The sequence below is a fragment of the Halorubrum ejinorense genome (genome assembly GCF_055389685.1).
Window position 1 is genome coordinate 2,468,838 of sequence record NZ_AP043777.1, and the last position, 14,132, is coordinate 2,482,969.

Genomic DNA, 14,132 nt, shown 5'->3' on the forward strand with positions numbered 1-14,132 from the left:
ACGTTACCATCCCGACCGGTCGCGGCGTCCCTTCGATCCGTGCGTCCCCGAGAGGGACGCGGCGTCCGCGACCCGCACGCTTTTTTATCGGTCCGATCCAACCGAACGGTATGAAAGAGTCTCTGATGGACGTGATCTGCTGTCCGCTCGACAAGGCGACCCTCGAACTCGACGTCGACGACGAGGACGACGAGGAGGTTCTCGCCGGCACGCTCACGTGTACGGAGTGCGGCGAGACCTACCCGATCGAAGACGGGATCCCGAACCTCCTCCCGCCGGACATGCGCGAGGAGGCGACGGCGTAACCGGCTCGAACCGATCGCTTTCGGCTCGTCGGCGGTCTCGACCCCGCCGAGAGCGCCGACGGACCCCTCAGTGGTGTGAATCTTTTTTTAGTGCGGGGTCGTGGTCTCGACTGTGCCGACACTCGACGTCGAACTGAACGGGGAGGCCGTCCACGACATCGACGCGCCGGACGCGTTCGTCACGGACGGCCCGTTCCCGATCGCGTTCGATAACGACGGGCGCTCGACGCACGTTCACCTCCACTTCGACGACGAACTCGATCGGGTGGCCGCGGTCGACGAGGTAAACCACTACGTCGCCGACGAGGCTACGCGCCGGGTCCACGTCTCGACCGCCGACGTCGACGAGCCGGTCCGCGGGAAGCTGAAGATCGTCACCGGCTACGGGTCGAACACCCGCTACGTCGACGTGCGGATCGACCCCTCGCCGGACGAGCCGAGCGAGCCCGTCGCCGTCGACGAGGAGCTCTCGGCGCCCCCGGAGCGCACGCCGGACGTCCCGCCCGGACGGCAGGTGGCGAACGCGGTGGACCGACTGGTCAGACGCGGCGGGATCGCGGGCGCCGTCTTCGGGTTCCTCGCGGTCGCAGCCGGGGTCGCGCTCGCGCTCGCCGTCGACAGCGCGGTCGTCTGGGTGGTGGTGGCCGTCGCGCTGACGGTCACCCTCGGAGCGGCGCTGATCGCGGTGAGCTGACGCGACGGCGCCCGACGCCGGTCGCGGCGCGCGGACCGCGGCCGGCGTGGCTCGCTCCATCTCGTCCGATCGCCACCCCGCTCGATCGCCACCCCGCTCGATCGCCACCCCGCTCGATCGCCACCCCGCTCGATCGCCACCCCGCTCGATCGCCACCCCGCTCGATCGCCACCCCGCTCGGCCCGTATCCGCGCGCTTTTAACCGTCCCGGCAGAATGTCGCACCATGAGCTTCGAGAAGGAAGACGAGGTCGTGCTCCACGACAAACACAGCGAGTACGACGGCGAGTCGGGCACGATCACGCAGGTGATGGAGACGATGTTCGGCGACGCGACGTACACGGTCAGCTTCGAGGACGGTCAGGAGACGGGCGTCCCCGAGGACGCGCTCGACGCCGTCGAGAGCGAGGAGTAACGCCGCCCCCACTCGTTTCGCATGCCGAAAGTCCCCTTCCACTACGTCGATCTCCGCGCGTTCTCGTACGCGACGGAAGACGTGAAACGCGTCGAACAGGCGCTGTACGCGCTCCTCCCCGAGGACGTCGAGCTCGAGCGCAACGAGAACGTGGGCCATCACGGGGACCGGATCGTCGTCCTCTCGGCGCGGGTCGAGACCGCCGACGAGATGCGACACGTGCTCGACCGCCTCTCCGAGTTGGACGACCTCGACCGCGTCCTCGACGAACTCGACGACCGGATCGACGACAACTGCGCGCTGTTCTTACGCCTCGACAAGCAGGCCGCGTTCCGCGACGAGGTACGGCTCGGCCCCGGGCTCACCGTCCGCACGAAGGTCGAGGCGTACCCGGCGAAAAAGGAGAAGGCCGTCGCGAACGCCCGCGAGACGCTCTCGCGGCTAGCTGACGACGACTGACCGGCGGTCGGGGCGCGTTTCGCCGGTCGCGTGCCCCGCCCGCATCCCCGGGATGCCTTTTTCACCGCACCCGCTGACTACCGACCATGAGCGATCCGTTCGTGGTCGTCGGCGCCGACGCGGCGGGGTTGAGCGCGGCCAGCAAGTTCCGCCGCGAGGCGCCCGACCGCGAGGTCGTCGTCTTCGAGAAGGGTCAGTGGATCTCCTACGCCTACTGCGGGATGCCGTACTTCATCGCCGGCTACGTCGACCGCATGTCCGACCTCCTCTCGCTGTCGCCGAGCGACGTCGACGAGCGGGGCATCGACCTCCGTCGGGGTAGCGAGGTCGTCGGGGTCGACCCCGACGCGAAACGCGTCACCGTCGAGACCGCCGACGGAAACCGGACCGAGCAGGCGTACGACGACCTGCTCGTCGCCACCGGCGCGCGGGCGACCACCGGCCCCTTCGACGTGCGCGGCCTCGACGGCGCCTTCACCCTCCACGACATGGACGCGGCGGCCGCCATCGACGCCTACGTCGCCGACCCGGACGCCTACGACCCGGACCGCGCCGACGTGAGCGCGGTCGACCGCGAGCGCGTCGAACGCAACAGGGCGATGCCGGCGCCGGAGAGCGTCGCGGTCGTCGGCGGCGGGTACGTCGGCGTCGAGGTGGCGGAGGCGCTCACGGAGCGGGCGCTCTCGGTCCACGTGTTCCACCGGTCCGGCCACCTCCTCTCGCCGTTCGGCGAAACGGTCGGGAACCGCGTCGAGGACGCGCTCGACGCCGAGGGCGTCACGGTCCACACCGACGCGCCGGTCGACGCGCTCGTCGGCGACGACCGGATCGAGGCGGTCGAAGTCGGGGGCGACGACGCCGAGACGGTCCCCGTCGACATGGCCGTCGTCGGCGTCGGCATCCGCCCGAACACCGACCTCCTCGACGGGACCGGGGTCGATCTCGGCCCGGGCGGCGCGATCCGCGTCGACGACCACGGCCGGACGAGCCTCCCGGACGTGTACGCCGCCGGCGACTGCGCGACGGCGCGTCACGCGGTGACCGGCGAGCCGGACTGGACGCCGCTCGGGCTCACCGCCAACCGGGCCGGGCGCGCCATCGGGACGACGATCGCCGGCGACCCGACTCCCGTGGGCGACATCGCGGGCACGGCCGCGGTCAAGGCGTTCGACACGGAGGCCGCGCGCGTCGGGATCCTCGACCGCGACGCCGCCGTCGACGCCGGGTTCGACCCGGTCAGCGAGACGGTGACCGCGGGATCGCGCTCGGGCTACTACCCGGGCGCGGCCGAGACGGACGTGACGCTCGTGGCCGACCGCGACACGGGGCGCCTGCTCGGCGGGAGCATCGCCGGCACCGACCGCGCCGCGATCCGGATAGACACGCTCGCGACCGCGATCGAGGCGGACATGACCGTCGCCGAGGTCGAGCGGCTGGACCTCGCGTACGCGCCGCCGTTCAGCCCCGTGTGGGACCCCGTACTCGTCGCTGCGAAGGTGTTGAACGGGACGTTAGACGAGTGAACCGAGGGGTCAGGCCCGAGCCCGCCCGACGAGGAAGCCGATCACCGCGGCGGCGAACCCGACCGCGACGGCGACGGCGACCGCGAGGCCGAGCGGTTCGGCGACCGCGAGCGCTGACGGTCCGCCGGCGGCGAAGGGGCTGACGTACGGCGCCGGCCCGATGCCCCGGAGTAACGTCCCCGCGAAGGGCCCGTACGCGAGGACCGCCGTCGGGAGGGCGCCGCCGCCGGTCGCGGCGAACGCGAGCGCGCCGACCGCCGTGACGGCGGCGAGCGCGAGGGCGGTCTCCGGGGCGCCGACGCCGATCGCGCCGGTCGCGTCGAAGGCCACGTACGACAGCGCCAGCCCGACCGCGCTCCAGACCGCGGCGCGCTCGAAGCCGGTCTCACCGAGGAGGATCGAGCGGAACGCGCTCTCGCCGTCCGCCGACTCGCCGCTCGTCATTCCGGGCGCGTCGCGCCCCGCCCCTCGCGGTCGGGGGTGCGGTTGCCGTGTTCGTCGATCTCGCCCGCGACGATCCGGGTCGAGGAGATGCGCTCGCCGTCCTCCGCTTCGACGTGGCCGACCACGATCAGATCGAGCGGGTCGTGGCCGCGGTCGGCGCGGATCTCGTTGATGCGTTCGCCGCCGTCGCGCGTCTCCGGCGAGACCACGAGCGCGTCGAACTGCGGCTCGACCGCGATGCCGGTCGGCTCCGTCAGCTCCCGTATCGCGTACTCGCGGCCGTGGGCCTCGGCGCGCGGGGCCAACTCCGCCTCCAGGTCGCGCTCGCGCTGCTCGTAGGGACGGACGTACCGCTCGACGTGTCGGGTCTTCGGCGCCAGCTCGTCGGTGGTGAGTCCGACGGTGACGTCACCCAGTTCGAACGCCCGTTCGAACAGCTTTCGGTGGCCGTCGTGAACGGGGTCGAACGTACCCCCCAGCGCGACGTTCATGCCTCTCCGTTGCCCGGGTCGAACTTAAAACGTCCCGAACCGCGGTCGCGTCGACGGGAGGTCGCGTCCCGGTCGCCGACGCCGATCAGTTCGTGGCTTCCCGGTCGCCCGCGTCTTCCGGCTCCGCTCCGTCCTCGTCGGCGGTCGTCTCCGCCTCTGTACCCGCGTCGTCCGTCTCGTCGTGGCCGTTCTCGTCGTCCTCTCCGCCGACGGATATCTGGACGGGCTCGGTGTCGCCGTCGGGCGACTCGCCCCCGAGGCGCCGGTCGAGGTTGAACACCGCGTTCAGCTCCGCCTGAACGTCGCCGACGACGCCGCGGACGAGGTCGCTCGGCGCGATGGCCTCGTACTCGTAGGGGTTGTTGCCCGCCCCCTCGGACTTCCGTTTGTCGCGCTCGACGGTCTCTTCGTCGTGGAGCTCGGCGAGCGCCTCGCGGACGGTACTGGGGTAGAGCCCGGTGCCGTCGGCGACCTCGTCGCTCGTGCTCTGCGGGTTGTCCCGGAGGTAGACGTAGATTCGCGCCCGCGTCTCCGTGTCGAGCACCCACGCGAGGAGGTCGACGACGTTGTCGTCGAACCCCTTCACCGCGCGGTCGGCGCCCTCGCCGAGTCGTTCCTTCGTCTTCCGAAGCTCTTCGCGGGTGCGCTCCGTCGGCGACTCCTCCGCGTCGTCGCTCGAACCGGAGGGCGTCTCGTCCGTTGTCATACCGAAATCTGGGGGCTACGCGGGCAAAAGAGTTTCTCGTCGCTTTCGTTCCGACGAAAGATCCGGCGCGGGTGGGCCCGACCGGGCCCGGCGTCAGGCGCCGACGAGGAGGTCGGCACACAGCGCGTCGAGGCCGGACTCCTCGCGGAGGCGGCGCTGCCGCGTTGCGCCGCTCTCCGCCTCGTACACGTCGCGAATCCCGGAAACGCCGAGCCGGTCACACTCCCGCTCGACGACTTCGCCGAGCGAACTCGTCTCCTCGCCGTTTCGGTCGACGAACGCGGCGTCGTGGCCGCGACGGATCGCCCGCCACTTGTTCTCGTCTAACAGTTCGCGGCGCAGCGTCGGCGGGGACTCGCCGTCCTCGTAGCGCTCCGCGTAGTCGACGACGAGGGCCCGGACGTACTCGACTAAGGCGAGGGTGACTTCGGGGTCGCGCTGGGCGTCTGGCGCGCGCACTTCCACGGTACCGTGGCCGGTGTGCGGGCGCACGTCGAACCACAACTCGCCGCGGTCCGCGATGGAGTCCGTCTCGACCATCCGGCGCTCGTACCGCTGGAAGGCGTCGAAGTCGTCGAACGCGGAGGGGATCCCCGTGTTCGGGAGGTTCTCGAAGACCTTCGCGCGGGCCGAGGCGAGCCCGGTGTCGAACCCGTTCCAGAACGGGGAGTTCGCCGACAGCGCGAGCAACACGGGGCAGTGCCACCGTAGCCGGTTCGCGACCCACACGGCCTTGTCCGCGTCGTCGACGCCGACGTGGACGTGGAGCCCCGCGGTGGTGTTCCGGTGTTGCGGGTACTGGATCCGGTCCAACTGCGCCTGATACCGCGGCTTCTGAACGTGGTCGAGCTCGCGCCACTTCGCGGCCGGGTGGAGGCCGGCGGACGCGATCTGATACCCGTCGGCGGCGGCGTGTTCGACGAGCGCCTCGCGGACGGTCGCGAGCGCCTCGTCGGCGTTCGCGGGGTCTTCGATCAGCTCCGTCTGCGCTTCGATCGTACACTCGAACAGCTCGTGGTCGAACCCCTCCGGCACGGCCGCCGGCGGGTCGCGGCCGTACACGAGATCGTCGGTCCCGGACGTCGGGCGGCCCTCGGCGTCGACGATGTAGAACTCCTCCTCGATGCCGAGCGTCCCCATCCGGGAGAACGCGTCCCGCGAACCGAGTTCCATTACCGCCCCGTACCGGTCGCTCGGTCTTATATGGATTGGAAGCCGGAAGCTGCGGCGTCCGGAACGGAAATCCGCCGTCAATCGATCGGAAAACGAGTCGGACGGGTGGGTCACACCCCTGTCACACCGAGGCGTCCGGTTCAGCCGAGGACGTACCGGAGCGCCGGGAACTTCTCGATGAGCGCCTGCCCGCCGACCTGAATCTGCTCGACGTAGGCGTCGAGTCCGAGGACGCGGCCCGCACCGAACGCCGCGACCGTCAGGAACACGACCGCGTACACCAGCGTCGAGTCGAACAGCGCCAGCGCCTCGCCGCTCCACCCGCCGAGGTAGAACAGCATCATCTGCATGGCGCCGCCGAGCGCGGCCAGCCGGACGAACGCGCCGGCGATGAGGGCGAGGCCGATGAGCAGCTGCGTCACCGGGACGACGACGTTGACGAACTCCATCAGCGCCGCGTTCGACGCCATGGCGGCGTAGATCCCGCTGACCGGACTCGCGGGGTTGATGTTCGCCAGGTATCCGGCGGCGTCGAACGGCCACTCGGAGACCTTGCCGAGCCCCGCGAACAGGATCATTCCGCCGATGGTCGCCCGGAGCAGGACGATGAACAGCGCCGACAGCGAGTGCGCCTTCCCCAAGAGCGTGACGCCGCCGAACTCCCCGCCGAACTCGTTTGTGTCTGTTGTGGACATAGTGTCTCTCCTCACTTACAGATACGCCGGAGTAGGGCATAAACCGGACAGCGGGTTCTCTCTCGGCGAGACGGATTTCACCGACTCCCACGGTGGGGCGGGTCTTTTTATACGGCTCGCCGAAGGAGTTCGACTCGCGCCAGGCGTCACGGACCGTGCCTCGCCGTCTCCCGGTGTCTCCGGGCGCGGCCGGCCTACCACGCCTCGCCGCTCGCTAAGTCGACCTCGGCGTCGCCCTTCTCCGAGGGGCAGACGTCCGCCAGCACGCAGTCGGCGCAGTCGGGGTTGATCGCGGTACACGTGGCGCGACCGTGGTCTATCATCAGGTGCGTGAACTGCTGCCAATCGCTCTCGGGAACGACGTCCAGGAGGTCCTGCTCTATCGCCTCCGGGCGCTCCTCCTCCGTGATTCCGAGTCGACGGGTGAGCCGCTGGACGTGCGTGTCGACGACGATTCCCTCGACGACGTCGTGGCCGTGCTGGAGGACGACGTTGGCGGTCTTGCGGCCGACGCCGGCCAGGTCCGTCAGCTCCGACATCGTGTCGGGCACTTCGCCGTCGTGTTCCGCGGCGATGTCGCCGCACGCGGAGCGGATGTACTTCGCTTTGTTGTTGTAGTAGGTGATCGAGTTGATCGCCTCCGCGAGCTCCTCCTGTGGCGCGTTCGCGTAGTCTTCGGGCGTCTCGTACGTCTCGAATAAGTCGGCGCACACCTTGTTCACGCGTTCGTCGGTACACTGCGCGGAGAGGATCACGGCGATGAGCAGCTCCAGCCGGTTCGAGTAGTTGAGCGAGATGGTGGAGTCGGGGTACTCCTCGTACAGCCGGTCGAGGACCTCGGCGACCTGCCCTTCGCGCGTGTCGAGTGACGTGCCCATGTGACACCCTCCGTCCGGGCGACATTGAACGATCCGACTGGGACCGTCCCGGCCGCCCGGGCCGGAGGCGCGCTCCCCTCCCACCGAGTAGTAAGACAGTTACCACGCGGCGCGCTGGTGGAGGTATGGACGTACTCGACGTCGCGGCGCGCGCGACCGCGACCGGGCCGGTGTGCGACGCCTGTCTCGGTCGGCTCGTCGCCGACCGCAGCTTCGGACTGTCGAACGCCGAGCGCGGCTCGGCGCTCCGGGTGTCGCTCTCGCTGCGCGACGACGAGGACCACGAGCCGGTCGAAACGGCGGAGTGTTGGGTCTGTGAGGGGCGCTGTGCCGACTTCGACGAGTGGGCCGGTCGCGCCGCCGAAGCCGTCGACGGCGTCGAGTTCGCCACCTACAACGTGGGCACCCGGCCGCCGCCGCTGATCGAGGAGAACGAGGCGCTGTTGCGCGCGGAGGCGGGCCTCGACGAGGACGCCGGGGAGCCGTTCAAATCGGAGTTCAACCGCGAGGTCGGCAAGCGGTTCGGGCGGGCAGCGGGCGCCGAGGTCTCCTTCGACCGCCCGGACGTGCAGTTCACGATCGATCTGGCCGAAGACGCGATCGACGCGAAGGTGAACTCCACGTTCGTGTACGGGCGATACCGGAAACTGGAGCGCGACATCCCGCAGACCGAGTGGCCCTGCCGCGAGTGTAAGGGCTCCGGGCGACAGGGTCCGGACCCCTGTGACCACTGCGGCGGCTCCGGCTACCTCTACGACGACAGCGTCGAGGAGTACACCGCGCCGATCGTCGAGGACGTGATGGACGGGACGGAGGCGACGTTCCACGGCGCGGGCCGCGAGGACGTCGACGCGCTCATGCTCGGCACCGGCCGCCCGTTCGTGATCGAGGTCGAGGAGCCGCGTCGCCGCCGGGTCGACACCGACCGCCTCCAGTCGGACATCAACGCCTTCGCCGACGGCGCGGTCGAGGTCGAGGGGCTCCGGCTCGCCACCTACGACACCGTCGAGCGCGTGAAGGAACACGACGCCGCCAAGCGCTACCGCGCGCAGGTCGCGTTCGACGCCGACGTCGACGCCGACGCGCTCGCCGCGGCCGTGGCGGAACTGGAGGGGCGGACCGTCGAGCAGTACACCCCGAACCGGGTCGACCATCGGCGCGCGAGCATGACCCGCGAACGCGACGTGTACGAGGCGACCGCCGAACTGGACGCCGCGGATCCCCGCCACGCCACGGTCGAGATCCGCGGCGAGGGCGGTCTCTATATCAAGGAGCTGATATCGAGCGACGAGGGCCGCACCGAGCCGAGCCTCGCCGGCCTGCTCGGCGTCGGCGCCGAGGTGACCGCGCTCGACGTGCTCGCCGTGGAGGGCGAGGACGAACCGTTCGAGCGCGACGAGTTCTTCCGGGAGTAGCGCGCTCCGGACTCCGGGTCCGGCCTCTCGGCACACGTCTCGAACCGGGAACCAACGGGATTTATCTGACGAGCGTCAGACGTTCGCGTATGAACGGGAGCGACGCCGACGGCGGAAACGCCCGAGAGGGCGGGACGCGAAACGGCGGCGCCCGCGGCGAGTCGGGCGGTTCGGCCGGGACCGGAGGCGCCGGTCACGCCGGCTCGCCCGCGGTCGGTGACACCGTGATCCGCCCCGCGGTCGACGACGCGGCCGAGGTTCCGGCCGTCGCCGACGCGTCGCTGAACGGCGCCGACCGCGCGGAGCGCCCCGACCGCGTCTCGTCGGTCCTCGTCGCCGTGGGCCCCGGCCCGCACTCGGGGGCGACCGTCGACGTCGCGCGAGAGATCGCGGCGGCGACCGACGCGTGGCTCGAACTGTTCCACGTCGTCCCCTCGGACGCGGCGCTCGCCGACGCCGGCCCGGGCGAGGACGCCTCCGGGACCGCCGTCGACGCGGGCGACCCGGACGCCACCGACTACGCCTCGGCCGGGGAGCGGCTCCTCGATGCGGCCGAGAAGCGGCTCGGCGGCTTCGACCGCGCGGACCGCTGGCTCGTCGAGGACCGGACCGCGGCGGGCGCCATCGTCGAGCAGTCGGCGTACTACGACCTGGTCGTCGTCGGCGCGCCGACGACCGGGACCGTCGGCCGCTTCGTCTTCGGCTCCACCACCGACACCGTCGTCGGGGACGCCGAGGTACCCGTCGTCGTCGTCGAGGCCGACGGGTCGACCGCGCTCGACGCGGCGTAGACCCCCTCGACTTCTCGCCCGTTGCGCGCCCGTCTCGTCGCTCTCGCCACCCGGTTCTCGCCGCGTGTTACCGATCCGCGTCGCGGCGACAGCGTTAAATTAGTGTACATACTTGTACATCACAACGCGGAATACTACATCGGTGGACACAATGAATCTCAACGACACGGTCGAGCGCGTGACGGACGGGACGGATCTGACCCTCGAGGAGGCGCGCGAGGCCGCGCGACTGGTCTTCGAGGAGGCGACGGAGGCCCAGATCGGGGCGCTGCTCGCCGCGCTCCGCGCGAAGGGCGAGACCGAGGCGGAGATCGCGGGCTTCGCGCAGGGGATGCGCGACGCCGCGCGCACCATCGACCCCGACGGCGAACCGCTCGTCGACACCTGCGGGACCGGCGGCGACGACTACGACACGATCAACGTGTCGACGACCGCTGCCATCGTCGCCGCCGGCGCCGGCGTGCCGATCGCCAAGCACGGCAACTACTCGGTCTCCTCCTCCTCGGGGAGCGCGGACGTGCTGGAGGTCGCGGGCGCCGACGTCGAGGCCGAACCCCCGGCCGTCGAGGACGCGATCGAGACGGACGGGATCGGCTTCATGCTCGCGCCCGTCTTCCACCCGGCGATGAAGGCCGTCATCGGCCCGCGGAAGGAACTCGGGATGCGGACGATATTCAACGTCCTCGGTCCGCTCACCAACCCCGCGGGCGCCGACGCGCAGGTGCTCGGCGTCTACGATCCCGACCTCGTTCCGGTGATCGCGCGGTCGCTCGCGCACATGCCCGTCGAGCGCGCGCTCGTCGTCCACGGCGCGGGCATGGACGAGATCGGGATCCACGACGAGACGGTCGCCGCCGAGGTCGACGGCGAGGACGTGACGGAGTTCTCCGTCTCGCCCGAGGACCTGGGACTCGACCGCGCGCCCATCGAGGCCGTCGCGGGCGGGAGCCCCGAGGAGAACGCCGCCGACCTGCGCGGGATCGTCGACGGCTCCGTGACGGGACCCAAACGCGACCTGATCCTCGCGAACGCGGGCGCAGCGATCTACGTCGCCGGCGAGGCCGACACGCTCGCGGCGGGCGTCGACCGCGCGGCCGAGGCGATCGACTCCGGCGCGGCCGCAGAGAAGTTCGCGGCGCTTTGCGGCGACGGCGAGTCCGCCGGTGACGGTGTCGAGACCGCGACCGCGGAGGACGACGACTGATGGCTCGCGTGAAGATCTGCGGCATCACGAGCGAGGCCGACCTCCGCGCAGCGGTCGAGGCCGGCGCCGACGCGGTGGGCGTCATCACCGAGGTCCCGGTCGACTCTCCCCGCGAGGTCGACCCGGCGACGGCGGCCGAACTGCTGGCCGACGTGCCGCCGTTCGTCACCGCGACGCTCGTGACGATGCCCGATTCGGCCGAGCACGCGGTCGAGCTCGTCCGGACGGTCGCCCCCGACGCGATCCAGCTCCACGGCGAGTGGACGCTCGACGAGCTGCGGTACATCCGCGCGGAGACGGAGCGGAAGGTGCTGCTCACGGTGGACGCCGACGACCCGGCCCGAGCGGAGGAGTTCGACGGCGCGGTCGACGCGCTCGTCGTCGACTCCACGGACGACTCGGGCGCGGGCGGCACCGGCGAGACGCACGACTGGCGCGCGACCGGAGAGCTCGCCGAGCGACTCACCACGCCCGTCGTCCTCGCGGGCGGCCTCACGGCCGACACGGTCGCCGAGGCGGTCCGCGTCGCCGACCCCTTCGCGGTCGACGTGGCCTCCGGGGTCGAGATCGAGGGCGGCCGGAAGGACCACAACGCGGTGGCCCGGTTCGTCGCCAACGCGGGCCGGGAGATGGAGCTGGCATGACCGACCGCGACACGGCTCCCGACGGTCCCGCGCCCGCCCTCGACCGCTCGAAGGAGGCGTTCGTCGACCTCGCCAGCGACGCCGACAGGCCGGTCGTGGTCCGCGCGTCGGCCTCGCTCGACGCCGACGTGTCCCCGCTCGCGGCGTACGCGACGCTGGTCGGCGACGGGCCGTACGGGTTCCTCCTGGAGTCCGGCGAGAAGGTCGCCTCCAGCGACCCCGACGGCGCGTTCACCGCCAGCGGGAAGGCCGACAAGCACGCCCGCTACTCGTTCGTCGGCTACGACCCGGAAGCGATCGTCTCCGTCCACCCCGACCGCACCGACGTGACCGAGCTCGGCCCGGCCGCCGAGTTCGTCGGCGGCGACGAGGCGATCGGTCCCGACGCGGGCGACGCGGTCGACCGCATCCGGGCCGCGTTCCCCGACGTGAGCCTGCGCGGGTTCCCCGACACCGACCGGCAGATACTCTCCGGCGGCTTCGTCGGATTCCTCGCGTACGAGGCGGTGTACGACCTCTGGCTGGAGGAGGTCGGCGTCGATCGCCCCGAGACCGAGTTCCCGGACGCGGAGTTCGCACTGACGACCCGCACCGTCGTCTTCGACGAGAAGGACGACAGCGCCGAGGTCGTGTTCACGCCGGTGATCGGCGTCGACGACGACCCGGCCGCGGTGTACGACGACTTGGTCGCGGAGGCCGAGCGCGTCGCGACCGAACTCCGCGCGGCGCCGGCTCCGGACCCGGACGGCGTCCGCGTGCGTGAGGAGTCCGCGGACCCCCGAGAGACGTACGAGGACGCCGTTCGGACGGCGAAACGGCACGTCCTCGACGGCGACATCTACCAGGGCGTGATCTCGCGCAGCCGCGAGCTCCGCGGCGAGGTCGACTCGCTCGGGCTCTACGCGGCCCTCCGGGACGTGAACCCCTCGCCGTACATGTACGTCCTGCGCCACGACGACCGGAGTGTCGTCGGGGCCAGCCCGGAGACGCTCGTGTCGGTGAAAGGCGACCGCGTCGTCTCGAACCCGATCGCCGGCACCTGCCCGCGGGGGACGAGCCCGGTCGAGGACCGCCGGCTCGCCGGCGAGATGCTCGCCGACGGGAAGGAGCGCGCCGAGCACACGATGCTCGTCGACCTCGCGCGCAACGACGTGCGGCGCGTCTCGGAGCCGGGCTCCGTCCGCGTCGAGGAGTTCATGAACGTGCTGAAGTACAGCCACGTCCAGCACATCGAATCGACCGTGACGGGAACGCTCGCGGCCGACGCGGACGCGTTCGACGCGACGCGCGCGACGTTCCCCGCGGGCACGCTCACCGGCGCGCCGAAGGTGCGGGCGATGGAGATCATCGACGATCTCGAAACCACCCCGCGAGAGGCGTACGGCGGCGGCGTCGGCTACTACGCGTGGACCGGCGACGCAGACTTCGCCATCGTGATCCGGACGGCGACGCTCGACGAGAGCGGCGACGAGTCGGTCGTCGGCGTGCGCGCCGGAGCCGGGCTCGTCGCGGACTCCGACCCGGCCGCGGAGTACGAGGAGACCGAACAGAAGATGGACGGCGTGTTGACCGCCATCGACCGGATCCGCGACGGTAACGCGGAAGCGGCCGGATCGGACGAGTCAGCCGACGCGAACGAGCACGGCGGCGCGGACGACGGTGAACCGCTCGCCACCGGTTCGGAGGCCGACCGATGAAGGTCGTCGTCGTCGACAACTTCGACTCGTTCACCTACAACCTCGTCGAGTACGTCTCCGACCAGACGATCGACGGCGAACCGGTCGCCGTCGAGGTGTTCAAAAACACCGCGTCGCTCGCGGACATCGAAGCGGCCGAGCCGGACGCGGTGATCATCAGCCCCGGGCCGGGCCATCCGAAGAACGAGCGCGACGTGGGCGTGACGACCGCGGTTTTGCGCGATCTCTCGCCGACGGTGCCGACGCTCGGCGTCTGTCTCGGCTTGGAGGCCGCGGTCTACGAGTACGGCGGGACCGTCGGTCACGCCCCCGAGCCAGTCCACGGGAAGGCGTTCGGCGTCGACCACGACGGGACGGGCGTGTTCCGCGGGCTCGACCAGGGGTTCCGCGCCGGCCGCTACCACTCGCTCGCGGCCACGGAGGTGCCCGAGGCGTTCTCGGTGACGGCGACCACGGACCACGACGGCGAGTCGATCGTGATGGGGATCCGCCACCGAGAACACCCGATCGAGGCGGTCCAGTTCCACCCGGAGAGCGTGTTGACCGCGTCCGGCCACGACCTCATCCGGAACTTCCTCACGGGAGTCTGAGGGAGCGGC

At 71.0% G+C, this 14,132-nt stretch carries 17 protein-coding genes; 11 read left to right on the forward strand and 6 right to left on the reverse strand.

Going from position 1 to position 14,132, the window contains the following annotated elements; genetic code table 11:
- The first annotated feature begins 110 nt into the window (after positions 1–110).
- From ACZ5KW_RS13685 to ACZ5KW_RS13705, 5 genes are all read left to right on the forward strand, one after another.
- Entirely contained in the window at positions 111–305 is a 195-nt protein-coding gene (locus ACZ5KW_RS13685; RefSeq protein WP_343778309.1) for a methytransferase partner Trm112, read from the forward strand.
- A 112-nt stretch (positions 306–417) separates the two neighbouring features.
- The gene (locus ACZ5KW_RS13690) at positions 418–999 is read left to right on the forward strand and encodes a DUF7524 family protein (RefSeq protein ID WP_343778308.1); all 582 of its coding nucleotides are present in this window, start codon (positions 418–420) and stop codon (positions 997–999) included.
- A 225-nt stretch (positions 1,000–1,224) separates the two neighbouring features.
- Positions 1,225–1,413, forward strand: coding sequence for a hypothetical protein (locus ACZ5KW_RS13695; RefSeq protein ID WP_006113388.1), 189 nt, complete (start codon positions 1,225–1,227; stop codon positions 1,411–1,413).
- Positions 1,414–1,434: 21 nt separating this feature from the next.
- Complete coding sequence (locus ACZ5KW_RS13700; RefSeq protein WP_343778306.1) at positions 1,435–1,872, forward strand: RNA-binding protein; 438 nt, start codon at positions 1,435–1,437, stop codon at positions 1,870–1,872.
- A gap of 86 nt (positions 1,873–1,958) precedes the next feature.
- Positions 1,959–3,395: an FAD-dependent oxidoreductase gene (locus ACZ5KW_RS13705; protein WP_343778305.1), complete on the forward strand. Its 1,437-nt coding sequence runs from the start codon at positions 1,959–1,961 to the stop codon at positions 3,393–3,395.
- Between the two features lie 9 nt (positions 3,396–3,404).
- Here the strand turns inward: ACZ5KW_RS13705 and ACZ5KW_RS13710 are convergent, their stop codons facing one another.
- The 6 genes from ACZ5KW_RS13710 to nth all read right to left on the reverse strand — a co-directional run bounded on the left by ACZ5KW_RS13710 (position 3,405) and on the right by nth (position 7,782).
- A complete protein-coding gene (locus ACZ5KW_RS13710) occupies positions 3,405–3,839 on the reverse strand; it encodes a hypothetical protein (protein WP_343778304.1) in 435 nt (144 codons plus the stop codon).
- The gene (locus tag ACZ5KW_RS13715) at positions 3,836–4,330 is read right to left on the reverse strand and encodes a phosphopantetheine adenylyltransferase (protein ID WP_343778303.1); all 495 of its coding nucleotides are present in this window, start codon (positions 4,328–4,330) and stop codon (positions 3,836–3,838) included. Before ACZ5KW_RS13715 ends, ACZ5KW_RS13710 begins: the two co-directional genes overlap by 4 nt.
- 85 nt (positions 4,331–4,415) lie before the next feature.
- Positions 4,416–5,036, reverse strand: a complete 621-nt coding sequence (locus ACZ5KW_RS13720) for a helix-turn-helix domain-containing protein (RefSeq protein ID WP_343778302.1) — start codon at positions 5,034–5,036, stop codon at positions 4,416–4,418.
- A 93-nt stretch (positions 5,037–5,129) separates the two neighbouring features.
- Complete coding sequence (locus ACZ5KW_RS13725) at positions 5,130–6,209, reverse strand: glutamate--cysteine ligase (RefSeq protein WP_343778301.1); 1,080 nt, start codon at positions 6,207–6,209, stop codon at positions 5,130–5,132.
- 140 nt (positions 6,210–6,349) lie between these two features.
- Positions 6,350–6,904, reverse strand: coding sequence for a DoxX family protein (locus ACZ5KW_RS13730; RefSeq protein ID WP_343778299.1), 555 nt, complete (start codon positions 6,902–6,904; stop codon positions 6,350–6,352).
- Positions 6,905–7,098: 194 nt separating this feature from the next.
- Entirely contained in the window at positions 7,099–7,782 is a 684-nt protein-coding gene (nth, locus tag ACZ5KW_RS13735) for an endonuclease III (protein ID WP_343778298.1), read from the reverse strand.
- A gap of 125 nt (positions 7,783–7,907) precedes the next feature.
- Here nth and ACZ5KW_RS13740 point away from each other — a divergent pair, with 125 nt between their 5' ends.
- The 6 genes from ACZ5KW_RS13740 to trpG all read left to right on the forward strand — a co-directional run bounded on the left by ACZ5KW_RS13740 (position 7,908) and on the right by trpG (position 14,123).
- The gene (locus tag ACZ5KW_RS13740) at positions 7,908–9,197 is read left to right on the forward strand and encodes a tRNA pseudouridine(54/55) synthase Pus10 (protein ID WP_343778297.1); all 1,290 of its coding nucleotides are present in this window, start codon (positions 7,908–7,910) and stop codon (positions 9,195–9,197) included.
- 89 nt (positions 9,198–9,286) lie between these two features.
- Positions 9,287–9,988: a universal stress protein gene (locus ACZ5KW_RS13745; protein WP_343778296.1), complete on the forward strand. Its 702-nt coding sequence runs from the start codon at positions 9,287–9,289 to the stop codon at positions 9,986–9,988.
- Positions 9,989–10,139: 151 nt separating this feature from the next.
- Positions 10,140–11,192, forward strand: a complete 1,053-nt coding sequence (gene trpD / locus ACZ5KW_RS13750) for an anthranilate phosphoribosyltransferase (RefSeq protein WP_343778294.1) — start codon at positions 10,140–10,142, stop codon at positions 11,190–11,192.
- Complete coding sequence (locus tag ACZ5KW_RS13755) at positions 11,192–11,836, forward strand: phosphoribosylanthranilate isomerase (RefSeq protein ID WP_343778293.1); 645 nt, start codon at positions 11,192–11,194, stop codon at positions 11,834–11,836. The genes trpD and ACZ5KW_RS13755 overlap by 1 nt, the downstream gene beginning before the upstream one ends.
- Entirely contained in the window at positions 11,833–13,533 is a 1,701-nt protein-coding gene (gene trpE / locus ACZ5KW_RS13760) for an anthranilate synthase component I (RefSeq protein ID WP_343778292.1), read from the forward strand. Before ACZ5KW_RS13755 ends, trpE begins: the two co-directional genes overlap by 4 nt.
- Positions 13,530–14,123, forward strand: coding sequence for an anthranilate synthase component II (gene trpG, locus ACZ5KW_RS13765; protein WP_343778291.1), 594 nt, complete (start codon positions 13,530–13,532; stop codon positions 14,121–14,123). The genes trpE and trpG overlap by 4 nt, the downstream gene beginning before the upstream one ends.
- The last annotated feature ends 9 nt before the right edge of the window (positions 14,124–14,132 follow it).